Origin of the sequence: Paenibacillus xerothermodurans, assembly GCF_002220865.2 — a bacterium.
GTDB lineage: Bacteria > Bacillota > Bacilli > Paenibacillales > NBRC-103111 > Paenibacillus_S > Paenibacillus_S xerothermodurans.
Window position 1 is genome coordinate 1 of the sequence record NZ_NHRJ02000019.1, and the last position, 18,425, is coordinate 18,425.

Below are 18,425 nucleotides of genomic sequence, written 5' to 3' on the forward strand. Positions count from 1 at the left end.
CGCCGCTAATCTCACCCGAAGGTGAGATCCGCTCGACTTGCATGTATTAGGCACGCCGCCAGCGTTCGTCCTGAGCCAGGATCAAACTCTCCAATAAATTGCTGCGTTAGCAGCGGTCTATCAGCTAAGCTTGTCTTAAGCTCAAAAAAACTTTTGAAAAACATCTGGCATTCAACTATCATTTGTTCAGTTTTCAAAGAGCTTTCGTTACTCTTATGTCTCCGCTTGGGGTGACAAGAATATATCCTATCATATCCGCGATGTAATTGCAACATCTTTTTTTCTGGGCTGCGAATCCATTTGGTTAGCTGGCAAACATTTGTTTTCGACCACCTCTGCGGCGACAAGAGATAATGTACCACAACCCGCATGCCCAATGCAAGTGACTTTTTTTTCTAGTGCGAACAGTGTTCGATACTGCCCGCCCCAGCGCCATGTGCCCGCTCGCCCACTTAGATAACAGCCTCCCAGCAGGCTCAATCCCGTGAACACCGACACGTTACTGTCCAAGTCCTGTGAAATTATCCGCACCCGGAAACGAATCCGATGCGACTTTATCCGTACGACCTCTACTGATATCGAAGCCTGATAAAGTACTTTCCACCGTCGGCGCGCGGAAATGAGCGACAGGCGGGTTGCAGGTGCACGATTTCATTCAAACCACTGCAGCAGGCAGATGAGCATGGTCTGATCAAACAAGTCATGCTCAAAGCATAGTATTACCTGATCATGCCGGTCATATTGCGCTAAATACATTTTCCTATGTCTCGGTCAGCTGCTGAAGCCTGCCGCTGGTGCCCTCCATCGGCATAATAAGAGCGGCGAGCTGCACGAGCAGCGTCTCCGGTGGAGCCCGCAAAAATGGGTCCCTCATACAAAAACTCACGCCCACACCAAGGTAAGTGGCTGAGCGATAGAGCATCACCTTGCCAAGGCGAGGGTCGCGGGTTCGATTCCCGTCTGCCGCTCGAAGACGCCACCTGCCTGCAGGATGCTAGCAACTCTGTCTGCATTCACGATGTGCAACATTTTGTCCTTCCTATTGCGAAAAGCAGAGACGCCCGTGCAACGGCTGCCCCATGATTCGCAGTCGGTACATTGGGATGTGCAGGCCGCGGTAATGAATCGACAACACAAAAGGAGGCGATTACGCCTCCCCCAGTAGTCTGAGCAGCTCCTGCTCGTCATCTATAATACGAATGCCCAATTGCTGGGCTTTGGCCAATTTGCTGCCGGCTTTTTCGCCGGCAATCACGATATCCGTTTTCTTCGATACACTTCCCGTGAGCTTGGCCCCCATGGCCTCCAATTTGCTGCCGGCTTCGTCACGACTCATGGAGGTTAGCGTGCCGGTAAGCACGATGGTTTTACCGAAAAACGGATTATCCGTGTGGACGATCACGGGTGCCTCCTCGCTCACCGGAGTTACCCCCGCCTGGAGCATCCGCTCAATGCTTCGTTGGATCGTCGGATCCCGGAAAAACGTCACAATGCTGTCAGCCACAATGCCACCGATATCGCTAAGCATGACGAGTTCTTCCGGTGCTGCCTGCATCAGCTTGTCGAGGCTGCGGTAATGATCGGCGAGCACCCTGGTGGTCGTCTTGCCCGTGTTGGGAATGCCCAGAGCGAACAGGAAAGAAGCGAGATCACATTGCTTGCTTTTTTCCAGCGAAGCCAGAAGATTGTTGGCTTTCTTCTCACCGAAACGGGCTAGCTTGATTAGATCGTCAAAGCGCAAATAATACAGGTCCGCCGGATCACGTACGCCCAATTCCTGATAAAGCTGTTCTGCTGTCATCACGCTGAACGTTTCGATGTCCATAGCATCTCGCGACGCAAAATGAGTGATACGACCGATTAACTGCGGACGGCAGTCAAGCCGGTTCAGGCAGAACAAATGGGCGCCTTTCAGCTCCAACACCGAGCCGCAGGACGGGCAATGATCAGGATAGGTAATTTCCTCGCCGTCCATGGCTTCCGTGACTTTACCGAGAATCTCGGGAATGACATCATTGGAACGGCGAATGTACACTTCGGTGCCGAGCGCATGTTTCAAGTTTTTTCGTTCGATATCGCCGATATTGTTGAGCGTGCAATTCTGCACTGTGACGCCGGCTATGTCAACGGGTTCCACTTTGGCTACAGGTGTAATTTTTCCCGTGCGGCCCACTTCCCATGATACCGATAACAACGTGGTAACAGCTTCCTCCGCAGCGAACTTGAAGGCAACGGCCCAGCGCGGAAATTTATCCGTGTACCCCAATACCTCGCGCGTGCGCATGTCGGTGATTTTGACAACGAGGCCGTCAATCAGAAAATCAAACGTGTGGCGCATGGAAGCGACATGTTCCAATTGCTCGGCGACCGCATCGATCGAGTCGTAAAAATGTACGTATGGACTAACTTTAAATCTGTTTTCGCGGAGAAATTCAACCATCTGCCGGTGGTCCTTAAAATTCAGTCCCTCGCTGTAGCCAATGTTGTAAAAATAAGCGGTCAACCGGCGGGAAGCGGTAACTCTGGGGTTGAGGTTGCGCAGAGCGCCGGCCGCAGCGTTGCGGGCATTCTTCAGCGGCTCTGCAGCGGTTTTGTTGTATTCCTCAAGGACGGACAGCTGCATGATTCCTTCCCCTTGCACTTCGATCACGCCGTCACGGTATGGTATTTCCAGAGGGATCGAGCGGATCGTTTTCACCTGCGGAAGGATACCTTCTCCGACGGCGCCGTTCCCCCGGGTGGCTGCCTGAACCAGCTTTCCATCCTCATACGTGAGATTCAGTGTGAGGCCGTCAAATTTTAGCTCCAGCACAAAAGAAAGCGGAGGCAGCGGGGCCTCCGGATGCCGGCTGTTGTAGTCGTTCACCAGCCGCTGAGCGCGGTTATGCCACGCCATTAAATCGGTGTGATTCTGAGCCTTGTCTAAGCTCCATAGGCGCGCTCTGTGCTTGTGCACATCGAAACCTTTGAGCAGCTCTCCACCAACCCGCTGGGTAGGGGAGTTCGGCAGGACAACGCCGGTTTCCCGCTCCAACGCCACCAGACGGTCATATAGCTTATCCCATTCCGCATCATCTATCGTGGGCTGATCCAATGTATAGTAAGCATAATTATGCTGGTTGATTTCTTCGATGAGTGCTTTCATAGCCTCAAGGGCGTCCGCCATAAAGGAAAAACCGTCCTCTCATGATTACTGTCTTGTACTTCCCCGGCCGGCTGCTATTCGGCCTTTTGGATTGGCGCGAATTTCGCGAGCAGCCGTTTTACGCCCACCGGTGCAGGAAACGCGATCTGCAGCTCGGTGTCGTCGCCGCCGCCTTTAATGGCGACGACTGTGCCGGTGCCCCACTTGCCGTGGGCGACTTTATCGCCCATTTTGAACTCCGGCACCACGCGGGCGGCACCGCCGCCTGCACTTGCCGCGACCGGACGTGCTGCGCCGGACGGAGCCGAGCCCGCGCTTCCGCCTGCCGTGCGGAAGCTCACCGTTTTGCCGGCGGCAGGCGCCGCGGCTGAGCCGAAGCTGCCGCTGCTGCCGTAGCGGCCTTCGCGGCTGCCCCAGGCGCCAACGCCCGAGCGGCCGCCGATAATGCCGCCCGGCGAAGCGAGCTCTAGCAGCTCCTCGGGGATCTCCTTGAGGAACCGCGATGGAGCGTTCATGTTGGTGCGCCCGAACAGCGTACGCATTTTGGCGCAGGTGAGGTACAGCTGCTGTTCGGCGCGGGTAATCCCGACGTACGCCAGCCGACGCTCTTCCTCCAGTTCCTCATAATCGTTCGCCGCACGGCTGTGAGGAAATACGCCTTCCTCCATGCCGACGATGAAGACGACCGGAAACTCAAGTCCTTTGGCACTGTGCATCGTCATGAGTACCACTGCATTGCTTGCATCGGCCGCCTCATCACCGGCGCTGTTCATCGTGTCGATATCTGCGATCAACGCCAAGTCGGTGAGAAACGAGATGAGCGTTTTGTCTTCGTTACGTTTCTCGAAATCCAACGTAACGGACAGAAACTCATCTATGTTTTCAAGCCGCGCGTTAGCCTCGATCGTTTTTTCACGCTGAAATTCTTCACGGTAACGGGTCATTTCAAGCATTTTCTCCGTTAGCTCGGTGACCGACAAATAATCCACCATCCGGTTGAGATTGTCGATCATATCCCGGAAATCGGCCAAAGCGTTCTTCGCCTTAGCTCCGATCTCCATGGCGTCGACTTGCTCCAGCATGGAGAACAGCGATATTCCGCGCTGGGCGGCCGCTGCGGCCAACCGTTCAACCGTGGTGTCTCCAATGCCGCGCTTAGGAACATTGACGACCCTGACGAAGCTGATATCGTCATTCGGATTGGAAATGAGCCGGAGATAAGCGAGAATGTCCTTGATCTCTTTGCGGTCGTAGAACTTGATGCCGCCCACGATTTGATACGGAATGTCCGATTTGATCAAAATTTCCTCTATTACCCGCGACTGTGCGTTCGTACGGTACAGGACGGCGTGCTCCTGATACCTTTTGCCGTTCGCTACATTTTTATTGATCTCGCCCGTAATGAAATACCCTTCCTCGTGCTCAGAGTCGGCCTGATATAAACGGATCTTGTCACCTTCCCCTTTGCTCGTCCACAGGTTTTTCGCCTTCCGTCCGGCGTTGTTGGAAATGACTTTGTTAGCCGCATTGAGGATGTTGGAGGTAGAGCGGTAATTTTGCTCTAACAGAATCGTAGTGGCGTTCGGATAATCCCGTTCAAAATTGAGAATATTGCTGATGTCCGCACCACGCCAACGGTAAATCGATTGATCGCTGTCGCCGACCACACAAATACGCTTGTGCTTATCAGCCAGCATCAGACAGAGCATATACTGCGCACGGTTCGTATCCTGATACTCATCGACGTGGATGTACTGGAATTTATTTTGGTAGAACTCCAGCACTTCGGGCACTTCCTTAAAAAGCTGGATCGTCAACATGATCAGGTCGTCGAAGTCGAGGGAGTTGTTCTGTTTCAACTTCTTCTGGTACAGCTTGTATACTTTTGCCACGATACCGTCAAAGTAGTCGCCGATTTTATTCTCCACCATTTCGGGCGTTTTTAGTTCATTTTTCGCCGCGCCCATTGCTGCTTGCACCGCTTTCGGCTCAAACTTCTTCGTATCAATGTTGAGTTCCTTCATGCACGCCTTGATGACGGACAGTTGGTCGCCTGAGTCAAGAATGGTAAAGTTGGACGTAAATCCGATGCGAGAAATGTCTTTTCTCAGGATCCGTACGCACATCGAGTGAAACGTCGACACCCAAATATCACGGCCGTTGGGGCCGACAAGTGTGCTCACGCGTTCCTGCATTTCACGTGCCGCTTTATTGGTAAAAGTGATTGCCAATATGCTCCACGGCGCCGCCTTTCTCGTAGCGATCAAATAGGCTATGCGGTGGGTAAGTACGCGGGTTTTGCCGCTGCCGGCCCCTGCCATGATCAAGAGCGGTCCGTCCACCGTTTGCACGGCTTTTTTCTGCGGCGGGTTTAAGGAATCTATGGAAGCAAACAAATCAATAGTTTCGTTCATAGTTATCGAATCCCTTCAATAAAACGTTACGTTGCGTTCGCAGTCAAAAGTGACAATTATAAATACACGTTGCGTTCGTAGGAGTGAAAGTGGCAGAATGTCGAACAAAACATTACGCCCTTGGGAGTGAAAGGTTGCAAATTAATGATGTCAATTTATGTTAAAGAGCGCAATTTTCGGGCAAATTTACGGGGTTAGATGTTTTCAGTGAAAATGTCGGGGGCGGGCGGGCAGCAGCCTACTGCATGCCCTTTACTGCGTGCACAGTTGCCAGCGCTTGTTCAAACTGCTCATACAATGCGTTGCCGACAACCACGGTGTCAGCGGCTTGCGCCGCCGCCATCGCCTTCTCAGGGCCATCGATTCCGCCGCCGTAAAACAGCCTCGCATCGCGCACGGTCTGCCTCGCACGGGAGACGATCTCCATGTCGCCAAATGTGCCGCTGTATTCAATATATACGATGGGACAACGAAACAGACGGTCGGCAAGGCGCGAATAAGCCTGCACGTCCTGCACGTCCAGCGCGGTGTCAGACTGTGTGATTCGTGCGGCAGTCGAGTGCTCATTTAGCATAATGTAGCCTTCGGTCACTACCTGTTCCCAATCTAAAACAGCTCCATATTCACGCAGCGCTTGCTGATGATGGCCTACGATCCACTGCGGATCGCCGGCGTTCAACACAATCGGTATAAAAAACAAGTCGAAGCCCGGCACTATTGCCTCGCGTGTCGAAATTTCCAATACGCAAGGCACTTCGTATCTGCGTATCCGGGCCAGCAAATCAACTGTATTATCAAAAGTGATTCCGGAGGAACCGCCGACGATAATTGCATCGGTGCCTGATAAGCACACGCGTTCCAAATGCTCGTCCGGCATTTCACGATCTGGATCGAGCTTAAAGACGTGCCTCCACTGCTTGATATCCGTTAACAACAGGCTGTGCCTCCCAGTAATACTTTGATGTTAAAAGTAGTCTCCAATTTTATCTCTTAAAATAAGTCTATGCCACCCTGCCCACCGTGTCAAATCGGTTTGGGCATAGCTTCAGGCGGCAGTTTCCAAACATTTGTTCCCATGGTATCCGTAGGAAAAACAATCGTGCGCCAGCCTTAATAAGTGGTCAAACCAAGCCACTCTTGCAGCTCATATAGCATGCGTTTAACCCACACGGTTTCTTCGTGGTACGCTGCATAATCCAACGTGTACACAGCACCATCATTATTCCAAATTCGAGTGAAATAATCTCTTAGCTCCTGAGCCACCCCGCTGTCGCCTGGGGCTGCAACAGCAAGATTGGTTTCCAGATTAAGATCATTCAAATTTCTCGCGGTAAAGTTCGCCGACCCGCCGCTGGCTATGATTCGGTCATTCTTATCAATGAAAAGCAGCTTGGTATGATATTGCTCTTTGGTAGTGTTGTACCACCGGATGTTAATGTTACCGCCGGAGCTTTCCAGTAATTTTTGGGCTGCTGGCCGGTTTGGCAGTCCGATTTTGTCCCGGCCGAAGGCGTTCTGATTCGGATCCAGAATAAGACGGACCTCGGCCCCCCTGCGGGATGCCTTGACAAGAGCGTCCAGAACCTTGGGTTCGGCCAAATAAAACATGCCCAACCATACCTTATCGCCCGCTTCCGCTTCGGCTAACGATGCGAGCACATGATCTCCAATCCTGCCCTCCGTCAGCAGGCGTACCTCAATGTTGCCTTCCTCTTGCCTTTCGGAGCTGTAGCGTGGCGATTTTACAGTGCCTGATAGTACAGGCACCGCGGCCTCACTTGCGAGAGCATCGTTTATGATGTCCCCATTGACGGCGAAAGCGGCATTGGAATTGTATGCGCTGGCGTCATGCGCATTGGCGGAAGGTATGATGAGTATGTTTTCCGTGGCAATGACCTTCCGGTGATTGGCTTTCACGTTAAGCAGCTTCAAATACGACCGCAAGGTCACCGGCGGTGCTGTGTCCACCATCGGATTGGGCAGCCATCCTCCCTCAGGTTGGCCGAACCATTGAACGAACATACGCCACAAGCCCGAGTAGAGCGGAGTGGAATCCCGCAGCGGGTTGACATCACTGATGTAGGTTTGAATGCCCGCAGCCTTCAGCCGATCCAATTCAGGGGACCGGGCGGAGCCATAGAATGTGTTAACTTCATCAGTGATCACAACAATATGCATGTCCGGATACTTCTGTTTTTGAGCAATCAGTTTATCCGCCAGCATACCGCTGAGCGGGGGATACTGCTCCTTGTGATAGCTGTTGAATAAAAACATGTCAACGACGATAAACTGTTGCGCTTCTTCGACGGCGCGAAAAATACGTTCAAAGATCATTGATTGTTGCGTGGGATGAGTGGGATTTTTGTAGGTTAAATCGTATAAAAAATTAACGTCCTGCACATGGTGAACCGGCCCTTGCATAGAAAGGCCGGCGGGCAGAGGTTTGTGGGCATGGTAAGCGATGACCCCGCTGTACAGAATTACCAGCGCTAGCAACAGCAGGATAAATCGGCTGCGCCATGAATGCGGCTGCGGCATTTTGGGCCGCTTAGTGGTCGGTATACTCGATTGCGATGGCATGCAAGGATCACCCCTCCGGTGTACTAGCTTAATGTTAAATAACTCCGGAGCCCGGTTCTGAAACAAACGTTTAGGCCGGGAGATTATGGGAAACACCGGCCGCAACAGATTCTAGAGCCTGGCAATAGCAGCTTCCTATCGGTAAACCAGCAAAGCAAGAAGCATGCCATCCCAAGCTGATGACTGGACGGCAAGCTGCTGCGTAAGCCGCACTGCGCGCACAATAACAAGCCTGGCCAGACACAAGTGCCGGTACGGATAAAAAGCCTGGCGAGGCACAAGTGCCGGACGATAAAAAGCCTGGCGAGACACAACTACCGGTACGATAGAAAGCCTGGCGAGGCACAAGTGCCGGTACGGATAAAAAGCCTAGCGAGACACAAGTGCCGGTACGGCTAAAAAGCCTGGCGAGGCACAAGTGCCGGACGATAAAGCCTGGCGAGGCATAAAAAGCTCGCACCCCCATGCAACGATGGGAACGCGAGCTGGTCCTGCCTGAGCAATTGTCACAGCTAGATTATAGAGTCTGCTATTAAATAAGCTAACAGTGCTGTCGCTAGCAAGGTCACAGGTCACCGCCGGTCAAAAAATTGCAGTCGCCGTATTCATTGCCTTGAAAAATTTTCAATACAACACTGCTATTAGGGTATAGTGCCAGGTACTAACAGCCGCTGTCACATTACGTTAGCTGTTATGGTTGGGCCGGAGCAGGAGGTGCAGTTCCTCCTTGCGGCTGTGCGGCAGCAGGATCCGGCGGCGGCTGTTTCATTTTATCCGCCAACTCTTGGACCGTGGTGACCGGCAGGCTGTACGCCCACTGCCCGCCCTCTTGTGTAACCCACACTTGTTCCTGTTCAACCTTGCCGATATACGCGGTGGCAGACTGGTTACCCGAGGCATCTGCGGACTTCGTCTCGATGCGCAGCTCGGGAGCGTCCATTTTGATCTCCGCGGCTGGACGAGCCAATTTGGCTGTACTCATAGATTGAACCTTATCCAAGTATGTGCTTGCGTCGGTGCCCTTCAACGTTTGATCGCCCAGCTTCCACTCTGCATCATAGGATTTCTTGTCAACGTCTACTTTCGCGAGCGTCCACTTTTGCCCCTTCCACTCCACACTCAATTCACGCAGCTGTTCATAGTCGAGTTTAACAGGGCTTTTTTCCATAAAATCCAACGGTGCCCTGGCTAGAGGCTGAACTGCCATGTCGCTGACGGTAAACACTTCAGGCGAACCGCTGACCATCGCGTAACTCAATCCCTGAATGGCCACCGGCGAGCCCACGCTGAGTGTATGGGATGTCCCGTCGTTCATGGTTACGGTAAACTGCTTAGCCGGCTTATCCAAACCGAACTGCGCTAGATCCGATGGGTTTGCCTCGACAGTTTTATCCTTGCTCACATTGTTGAAGGATTCCACCCAACCGGATACGGCGAATTCGCTCAAGGGCAGAGGGGATGGCTTGGACATAGTCCATGAACCATCCTTGCGCTGTATCTCAACCTCACTGTCCGCAGTTTTAACAGAGTAACTAGCCACTTCATCTTTATTTACTTTGACGAGGGACGCGGCCGGCTCGGTTTTCTCTTTAAAGAAGTCTTTGCTTGAGGCATACCAGAAGGCGCCAATACAAATAATGACCAATATCAGCGTCGGGATCAGCCGCTTCATCCTTGTCTCCTCCTCCACCAAATGGTACCGCCGACGAGCAGGAAGAGTAATGGGAATAACAACACAGTGCCATAGAAAATTGTGTTAGCTTGGCTTCCTGTGATCATAGCTTGTTGAATCGCATCACCCTCACGCGGACGGATTGTCACTTGATCCTTTTGCTCCTGCAGCCAGCCGACACTGTTAAGCGCAAAGTCGCGATTGCCCTGCTGCTGAATTACGTTGTCGACCAGGAACGAGGAACCCCCGAGCACGACGGCCTTCGGCTTCTTCTCTTTGGTTTCGACCACATAGCCCAGGCTAAGCGGACCCTTGATATCTTTGTCGTCCCGGGTTGTCCGGTTCTTGGTCAAGGCATCGATGTCCGTTTCCCCATAGGCATTCTCTGTAGATCTTAAAATCAATGTAGCCGGATAATCAGGCACAGGCTGATCGGAGCCAAGAGCAACCGCCAGATTCATCATGGTCAGCAAATTGTAATTTTGCAGCTTCTCCGTGATCGCATGCGGACCATACTCAGGAATGATCGTGAGCGGATCGAACAGTTGGCTCTGTTTTGGCTCGATCGCCACTGCATGCTGATCCTGAATACCGTACTGCGCCAACAAACCGTCGATGTTCTTCCACTGGGTCGCCATGTCCTTGTGAAAACCGAGTGCTACGTACAATTTGCCTTGGCCAGCGAGATACTGCTTGATAAGTTCGTTTTCCTTGTCGCTAATATCGTTCTGTGGGCCAATGATAAACAATATTTCCGCATCGTCCGGGATGTTGCCTTCACGCAGCAGATTTAAGTCCTTCACCTCATAGTTTTCACCTTCAAGCCCGCTCCGCCATATATTCATCTGATTGAGAGGAATCTCGTTATGTCCGGACAGGAAGTATACCTTGCTTTTTTCCTTGGCATTAAGGTTTACTAGCGCCTGGGTCAGCTTTTCTTCTCCGCTGAATTGATATTGCCCCTGCTCCTGGCCGGGAATGAACATTTCGACATAGTACAATGTCTTCTTCTGTTCACCGCTTTCGACCACGAGAGTCCCGGACGGATCGACCTCATACTGTTTGGCCATAGCAGGCTGCTGCACGATGTCGTAGCTGTCAAACACTATGTTGCCGTTATGTTTTTTGTACTCCTGCACCAGCTCATCAACCTGGCGTTTGATGTAGGGGTCTGTCTGATCGCTAGTCAGTGATATGATGCGAACATCTTTATCAAGCGCCTGTAGTGTTTGCGTTGTTTTTTCGGATAAAGTAAATTTATTGTTTTGGGTTAAATCGACCTGCAGATTTTTGGTGGAGTTCAGAAAAATCGTCAGGACGATGAAAATGCCGATGACCGCCAGAGATAATACGACGGCATTCGTTCCGCGGATCCACTTGTTCACTGTTTCTTTCCTCCTTCGAGTGTTTATCTCCAGCGTTTTCGTTCCAGCGCTTGGATGCTCAGCACGATAAACACCAAGATCAGCGTCACATAAAACAGAATGTCGGCGAAATCGAGCACACCCTTCTGTAAATCGCCGCTTCGGCTGACTATGGAGAAAGTGCCAAGATAATCTTTGATTTTGCCGCCTACGCTGTCACCCAGCCATTCAATCGTCCAGAACAGCAGCAGGATCGCAAACGCAATAATCCCTGACACCATCTGATGCGCGGACAGTGAAGATGCGAACAAGCCGACGGCCATCATTGTTGCGCCAACCAGGAACATGCTTAGGAAGGACAGCCAGAGAACAGGTTGGTCCAGCGGACCGTAGGCGCTCATGATCAACGGATACAGCAGGCAGCCCCCGACAAGAAGCAACTGCACGGTCAATGCCGCCAAGTATTTGCCGACAATGATTTCGGTGATGCTGACCGGTGATGTGAGCAGCAGTTCATCCGTGCCGTGGCGCAGCTCATCGGACATAAGCCGCATTGTTAGCAACGGAATAATAAGGAGAAACACGAAAGTGACTGTTCCCACCACGGGCCGAATATCGATAATGTTGGGCGGATATAAAAAGTTGACGCTGAAAAAATACCCTGAAATCAGGAAAAAGAAAGCGAACGCCGCGTACGCGGTGGGTGAATAGAAGTACATTTGCAGCTCTTTTTTGCAAATCGCCCATGTTCTACGCATCTGGATTCACCTCCTTGGAAGCATTCTGTTCAGATGCGGATGCTACTTCCTCGGAGGAAACATCTCGTACGTCTCCTAGAGCTTCGTCCGTCGTCAGCTTGAGGAAGATATCTTCGAGACTCATGCTCTCCTTCTTCATCGCGAGGATCGGATACCGCAGCTCCGCCATGCGGTAGAAGATCGCTTCGCGAATGTCCGCGCGGTCCTGCGCGGACACGAGGACCTTCACGGTCGGCGATGAATCGCCGCCGGCCGTGAAGGTGTCGGCAGGCCCCGCCGCAGGCTCGGCGGCCTGCCCGTGCTGCTCGCCCACGCCGGGCTCGGGCGCGCCAGGTTCCGGCTGCTGCGTGAGCGCAGCCGTGTGGGCTGCTGCCGCGGCACCGGCGGCAGCGGGCTCGTCCGCCAGCGGAGTCACGCTGGCGACCTGCGGCAGGCCGCGAAGCCCGGCCAGGATGGCCTCGCGCGGCCCTTTCACCTCGAGCGAAACCTCGAATGTTTCGCCCATCGTGTTCGCAAGCTGATCGGGATGTCCGTCCATCACGATGCGCCCTTGGTTGATGATCAATACACGGTTGCACAGCGCGTTGATCTCAGGCAAAATGTGCGTGCTGAGCAGCACGGTATGGTTCTCGCCAAGCTCACGGATCAGCTGACGTATTTCAATAATTTGCTTTGGGTCCAAACCGGAGGTTGGCTCATCGAGCACCAGCAAATCCGGGTTATGCAGTATCGCCTGAGCAAGCCCCATGCGCTGCTTGTAACCCTTGGACAGGCCGCGGATCACCTGCCGCTCCCGCCCCTGCAGTCCCAGACGCTCGATGACTTCACCGATGCGGCGCTTTTGCTCCTTCACCGGAATGCCCCGAAGGTCCGCAATGAACTGCAGATACGCCTCTACCGACATTTCGGGATACAGCGGCGGCGTTTCCGGTAAATAACCGATTTTTTGCCGTGCTTTCTTCGCATTCTCTGCCATGGAAAAACCGTCAATGGTGATCGATCCGTGCGTCGGATTCAAATAGCCGGTGATCATCCGCATCGTGGTCGTTTTGCCTGCACCGTTCGGTCCCAGAAAGCCTACAACCTCACCACGGCTCATAGAGAACTCGATACTGTGCACCCCTCTTTGATTCTCATACAATTTGCTGACCTGTTTAACCTCTAGCACACTAGCAGCCTCCAATCGAAAACGAAAGTTTCCATCTTCACACCATTTTCAACCATATCCAGGAGTTCAGTCTAACCATCAATATACAAGTGATTCACTAACGCTAGATTAAATCAATCTGAAAATTAGCTTAAAAATCTGTGTCCAAATTGTGGCAAAATGGATGTATGTATGGACATGTCAAAGCGGTGTTTGTGATGCAAGTCCAAGTATATTCTAGCGTAATTTCATTGCACGGACTACCCGTTTGCGACAGTTCCAGTTATATGATTTGTGCTTAATTTCGACCGCATCTCCAGTGACCGGTTTGTGTGAGTGTATATGCCGCGACAGTGAAGCGAGGAAGATCAGCGCACACAGCTCAACAGGGGTTGTTTACTCCAGACATTGAAATAGGTGAACTAACTTGATAGATAGGAGGGACCAACGCACTGCTTTCGAAAAGCCGGACAATCTTTAACTGCTGAAAAGGAGTAAGCGCATCATGGCCCGGCGATGGGCGGATACATTGGAAATTCACATTCGCATAGAGCGCCGCTTAGACCTATGCTTTGTGTGCACGCTATGTCTGGCGGCTTTGGGTTTCCCTGCCCACAACACGACATGCTCGCGCCTGCAGGTTTTGCTTGTCCGCAGACATGCTGCAGCTGACGATTCTCCGATGGCACACGACTTTCAAGCGCCTCATGTTTCTTGCTGGCAGAGCGACATCCGCAGTCTTCTTGCTTGCACAATGCCATGCGCAACGCCTGATGTTTCTCGATTCCATAACGACTCCATGTTTCCCGATTCACGCTATGTTGAGCGCCTCGTGTCTTGTATGTACAAGTTGCGTAAACCACAATTCAGCTTTGAAAAAAACATGAATCATGGAGGTATATGTGCCAGCAACACAATAGCGCAGCCGAGCAAGGACAAGCCCAGCCTAAGCATCAGGCCCTGTTGGAGTACGATTACCACATGTGGGCAACCGACAAAGTTTTCGACCGATTGAAGGAGCTGCGGGACGAAGTTTACCGAATAAAAATGGAAAGCACCTTCTCGTGCGTTGCCGAAGTGATGAGCCACATATTACTTGCGGACCGGGTATGGCTGGGCGTGATGTCAGATACGGCTTCGATGAGATCGCGAATCCGCCCGGCTGCAGCGTGAGGTGGAGGGAATAGCATTGGATGAGATGGAGGCGAAGTATCGCTTTTTGAGCTCGCAATACATACACTTCATCAACAGCCAGACAAATTTCGAGCGGGTTGTTACACCCACACAGCCACACTTCGGACGTCTGGAAACAACTTTATTTCAGCTAGTGAACCACGTGAGCAATCACAGCACATACCACCGGGGGAATCTATCAGCAATGCTCCGGCAAGCAGGGCACTCAGGGGTTTCGACAGACTACGTGTTCTATTTGTTTGAGCGGCAGCGGGAGGGCGAAAAAAGTTCTCCGTGGAACAATTTTTGACACGATGCAGTAAAAAACCGCGCTGCCGCGCGGCGTATGTCGAATGATTGTATCTAGCTGACGGGCTCCATCACCGGATGCTCGCAGCCGCATTCGTAGTGAACTGTCCGCAGACTTGTAAAACAGTCACTGGCTGATGAAGCCTCCGGCCAATGGCCTGCCATTGCTTGTGCCGTCAGGCATGAAGTCGGCTGGATATACCCCAACGGGCTGCCATTTGGTTACCCCATTCAGGCATGAACCCGGCCGTAAATGTCGTAACGTGACGGCCGCCGGTTCACGTCTGTTGTGCTGTGCTTAGAAATATGGTTTGAGTGCCTGATCTTGACATGCCCGTCCCCAGCTCCTGTCCACTTGTGCTCGCCGCGATTGATGCAAGCATACCGATGCAGAGCGGTCCGCCTAGTCTTTAATCGCCCCTGCAGCAATATCGGAAATGAACTGGCGGCTCACCAGAAGGAACATCACGATAAGCGGCAATGTAGCCATCAGCGTGCCCGCCATTACCATCGCGAAATCTGTACTGTACACTCCGTTCAGCTGTGATAGGGTCACCTGCAGCGTATATTTCTCCGGTTTGGTCAATATAACGAGCGGCCATAAGTAATCATTCCACGAGCCGATGAAGCTAAAGATACCGAGAAACGCAAGCGCGGGTTTGAGAATGGGAAGGCCGACATTCCAATACAGACGGAAGTATCCGCAACCGTCGATTCTCCCTGCGCTAAGGAGTTCGTCATGCACGGCCCCGCTTGCGTACTGCCTCAGCCAGAAGATGCCGAAGGCGCTCGCCATGCCCGGCACAATCAGCGCCTTGAACGTACCCACCCATCCGAGTTTCTGCATGATCATAAACGAAGGGATAAGGGATAACTGATGTGGAATCATCATAGTCAAGAGCAGCAGCGAGAAGAGTATTTTTTTGCCGGGAAACTCAAACTTCGCAAATGCAAATCCGGCTAATGAACAAAAGAATAGTACCAGCACGCTAGAACTTACAGCTACAAACAGCGTGTTCAACAATGAACCAAAAAAATCAATATGACTCAACACATTACGTATGTTATTCAGAAGCTCTCCACCGAATGTTAACGTAGGCGGAAATCTGTAAATCTCGCTCGTGGTACGTGTGGCCATGACTGCCAGCCAGTAGAATGGAAAGACGGACACCGCAACCCCGAGCAGCAGCACCGTGTGCAGTAAAATATTTTTTAAAGGGCTTTGACCAACCATACTTCTCTCCTCCCGGTTACGCGCCTGGTTTATCGACAAGCTTGTAGTTAAGATACGAGAACGCCGCTATGATCACAAACAGTCCCCAAGCGACCGTGGAGGCGTATCCGAATAAGTATTTCACAAAAGCGAGCTGATACAGGTACAACACGATGGTCATGCCGGCCCCGCCCGGACCTCCGGTATTACCCGTCAACACCTGGGATTCCGTGAAAATTTGCATACCTCCGATAGTGGAAGTGATTACAGTGAATAGAATGATCGGACGAACTAACGGAACTGTAATCTTGGTAAAAATTTGCCAAGTGCTCGCTCCATCAATCCGCGCGGCTTCATAGAGCACGGTTGGTATACTTTGCAGTCCGGCCAAATAAATAATTGCGTTATACCCCGTCCAACGCCACACAACCATAGAAGCGATAGCGATCTTGATCCCGAATGCCGAATTCAGCCATTCCACAGTGCCTATACCCATCAATGATAAAACATAGTTGAGCAAGCCGTATTTGTTACCAAACAGCGTCCCGAACACAATCGCAACAGCCACAATAGACGTCACATTCGGCAGAAAGTAGGCGATCCTGTAGAAAGTTCGGTAGCGCAGAAACGCAGCATTCAGCAGGTAGGCTATAAGGAGTGCCATGATCAGCATCGGTATCGTGGAGTAAACCCAAATCTCAAGCGTGTTGCCGATTGCCTTCCAAAATTCACTGTCTGTGATCATGTAGCGGAATTGATTCAAGCCCGTGAATTGAATTTTGCCGATGCCATCCCATTTGTTAAACGCTAGATAGAAAGAAAATATAATAGGGAAAAGGCCGAACACCGCAAACAGTATGTAAAATGGAGAGATAAATAGGTATAGGACACGATGTTTTACAATTTCACGCCATAGCACAGCATGCTTGCCGACCGAACGACTGGTGGACGCAGTCGCCTTTGAATAATTCATTGTATCCCCTCCTTGGCCTTTGTGGATTGCTCACGCCGCGGCTAAATTAGTACAGCAATAATTCCTGGTTTACACGTGATATTGCATCGTTCCAAGCTGCTTCGGGCGGCTTATTCTGCGTTTCCACATTGTTTATTTCCTGTCTGACAATTGTGTCTGCAATCGAGTTCTTCGGTCCAAAGTATGCCGGCTTAACATTTTTGGCAGACTCGCTGAAAATTTTGTTCGTGGCTTGATTACCAAAAAATGGTTCTGGAGTTGCCATCTTGGGATCGCCGTAAATACTTGGTGTTGACGGAAACAGATTGGTGGTGCCCAATGCAGTGAGCTGATTTTCTGGGTTTTGGAGCCACTTGATTACCTCATACGCCTCCTTTGGGTGCTTAGACTGCTTGGTAATCCCAACGAAAGAACCACCACTATTGCCGTCTCCGCCCGGCGCTCTTGCCACCCGCCACTTGCCGGACGAGTCCTTCGCCGCATCCTGAATCACCTGCTTCGTCCATACAGCTCCTACCAATGAGGCAATTGCGCCATTGTTCATGGCGGCGTTCCACTCAGGCATCCCTTGAGGGGTTTTGGCGCTCAGTCCGAGCTCATGCACTTTCACCGCTGTATCCCACGCCTTTTTGATATGAGGCGAGTCGCCAACAAAACGGTCCTGCTCGTCGAAATACAGTTTGTCGCTCTGTGCCAGATTTTGCGCAAACACGGTGGTGATGTTATCAAACATATGAACTTTGTTATTGAGTGCTTGTTGCATCTTTTGACCGGCCGCTATGTAATCGTCCCAGGTTTTGAGCTGGGCACTCACTTCATTCGGGTCCGTAGGCAGCCCCGCCTGTGCAAATAAATCCGCCCGATAAAACAGCGCTGTCGGTCCTGAGTCCATCGGCAGAGCAATTTGGTACTGTCCATCCGGCGTGATCGTTTTTTGCCATTTCCAATTCAGATATGTCGGCTCCAGTTCCTTACTGCCTAATTCAAATAAGTTCACAAATTGGTCTCTGTTGGGGAAAAAGATTGAGATCCAGTCGTTCAATCCCACAATATCCGGAGCACCTGATCCGGCTGCGAATGCCGACATCAGCTTCGCTTTGAAGTCTCCCCCGATTTTCTCAGCTTTGAAGTTAATGTTCGGAAACTGCTTGCTCACCTGTTTCAACAATTGGTCATCCATTGAGCGGTTCCAGTACCAGAGCGTGAGTTCCACCTTGCCATTGTTTTCAGCCGTATTCCGCCCGCCGCAGGCAGTGGCAAGCAAAAGGCAAGCGATCAATAGGAATGATGTAAGCGTTTTCCACGGCATTTAGTTCTCTCCTTTCGAATATGGATTAGTTATGTACGACTCGTATGATGTATATGTTTTGGACAGATTTATATTCTTCGAAACACAACAATGTCCAGGATTGCAAAAAAAATAGATAGAACGCTAGATTCCGTGTTCAGCAATGGCACGTGGATGGATGACGGGCACGAACTGGGGTACGAGCGAAAAAGCGAGGCATCGGTAAAATTGGCGTATAAGAGAGAAAGTACAGTATGCGCTAGATTACGGCATGGATCAAAAACGAGACGCAAGTAGATTGGTGGCATTGAGTGTATTTAACTTCGGTGGGCGGTCTACAAAACAGTGATGATACAGACGAATATTTAGTCATCACCATTAAGCATCGA

13 protein-coding genes and 1 rRNA gene are annotated in these 18,425 nt (G+C 51.5%); 2 read left to right on the top strand and 12 right to left on the bottom strand.

The window, feature by feature from the left end:
- The 9 genes from CBW46_RS19305 to CBW46_RS19350 all read right to left on the bottom strand — a co-directional run.
- Positions 1-97: ribosomal RNA gene (locus CBW46_RS19305) — 16S ribosomal RNA — on the bottom strand; the annotation flags it as partial.
- Between the two features lie 1,050 nt (positions 98-1,147).
- Entirely contained in the window at positions 1,148-3,166 is a 2,019-nt protein-coding gene (gene ligA, locus CBW46_RS19315; protein ID WP_089201601.1) for an NAD-dependent DNA ligase LigA, read from the bottom strand.
- A 53-nt stretch (positions 3,167-3,219) separates the two neighbouring features.
- The gene (pcrA, locus tag CBW46_RS19320; protein WP_089201602.1) at positions 3,220-5,559 is read right to left on the bottom strand and encodes a DNA helicase PcrA; all 2,340 of its coding nucleotides are present in this window, start codon (positions 5,557-5,559) and stop codon (positions 3,220-3,222) included.
- A gap of 238 nt (positions 5,560-5,797) precedes the next feature.
- Complete coding sequence (gene pcrB / locus CBW46_RS19325) at positions 5,798-6,493, bottom strand: heptaprenylglyceryl phosphate synthase (protein ID WP_089201603.1); 696 nt, start codon at positions 6,491-6,493, stop codon at positions 5,798-5,800.
- 176 nt (positions 6,494-6,669) lie between these two features.
- Positions 6,670-8,139 carry a phospholipase D family protein gene (locus CBW46_RS19330; RefSeq protein WP_243633407.1) on the bottom strand — a complete coding sequence of 490 codons (1,470 nt, stop codon included), beginning with the start codon at positions 8,137-8,139 and terminating at the stop codon, positions 6,670-6,672.
- Positions 8,140-8,830: 691 nt separating this feature from the next.
- Complete coding sequence (locus CBW46_RS19335) at positions 8,831-9,811, bottom strand: DUF4340 domain-containing protein (protein ID WP_089201604.1); 981 nt, start codon at positions 9,809-9,811, stop codon at positions 8,831-8,833.
- On the bottom strand, positions 9,808-11,196 hold the full coding sequence (locus CBW46_RS19340) for a GldG family protein (protein ID WP_089201605.1): 1,389 nt from the start codon (positions 11,194-11,196) through the stop codon (positions 9,808-9,810). The genes CBW46_RS19335 and CBW46_RS19340 overlap by 4 nt, the downstream gene beginning before the upstream one ends.
- A gap of 23 nt (positions 11,197-11,219) precedes the next feature.
- Complete coding sequence (locus CBW46_RS19345) at positions 11,220-11,933, bottom strand: ABC transporter permease subunit (protein WP_089201606.1); 714 nt, start codon at positions 11,931-11,933, stop codon at positions 11,220-11,222.
- Positions 11,926-13,101 (bottom strand): ABC transporter ATP-binding protein, encoded by a 1,176-nt coding sequence (locus tag CBW46_RS19350; protein ID WP_089201607.1) that lies wholly within the window; start codon positions 13,099-13,101, stop codon positions 11,926-11,928. The genes CBW46_RS19345 and CBW46_RS19350 overlap by 8 nt, the downstream gene beginning before the upstream one ends.
- An 879-nt stretch (positions 13,102-13,980) precedes the next feature.
- Between CBW46_RS19350 and CBW46_RS19355 the strand changes: the two genes are divergently transcribed.
- Positions 13,981-14,253, top strand: a complete 273-nt coding sequence (locus CBW46_RS19355; protein WP_089201608.1) for a DinB family protein — start codon at positions 13,981-13,983, stop codon at positions 14,251-14,253.
- Between the two features lie 25 nt (positions 14,254-14,278).
- Positions 14,279-14,563 carry a DinB family protein gene (locus CBW46_RS22385; RefSeq protein ID WP_424446804.1) on the top strand — a complete coding sequence of 95 codons (285 nt, stop codon included), beginning with the start codon at positions 14,279-14,281 and terminating at the stop codon, positions 14,561-14,563.
- A gap of 402 nt (positions 14,564-14,965) precedes the next feature.
- Here the strand turns inward: CBW46_RS22385 and CBW46_RS19365 are convergent, their stop codons facing one another.
- From CBW46_RS19365 to CBW46_RS19375, 3 genes are read right to left on the bottom strand one after another with little or no spacing between them, the layout of a single operon-like run.
- A complete protein-coding gene (locus CBW46_RS19365; RefSeq protein ID WP_089201610.1) occupies positions 14,966-15,796 on the bottom strand; it encodes a carbohydrate ABC transporter permease in 831 nt (276 codons plus the stop codon).
- A 16-nt stretch (positions 15,797-15,812) separates the two neighbouring features.
- On the bottom strand, positions 15,813-16,748 hold the full coding sequence (locus CBW46_RS19370; RefSeq protein WP_089201611.1) for a carbohydrate ABC transporter permease: 936 nt from the start codon (positions 16,746-16,748) through the stop codon (positions 15,813-15,815).
- Between the two features lie 46 nt (positions 16,749-16,794).
- Positions 16,795-18,057, bottom strand: a complete 1,263-nt coding sequence (locus CBW46_RS19375; RefSeq protein ID WP_089201612.1) for an ABC transporter substrate-binding protein — start codon at positions 18,055-18,057, stop codon at positions 16,795-16,797.
- Positions 18,058-18,425 lie beyond the last annotated feature (368 nt).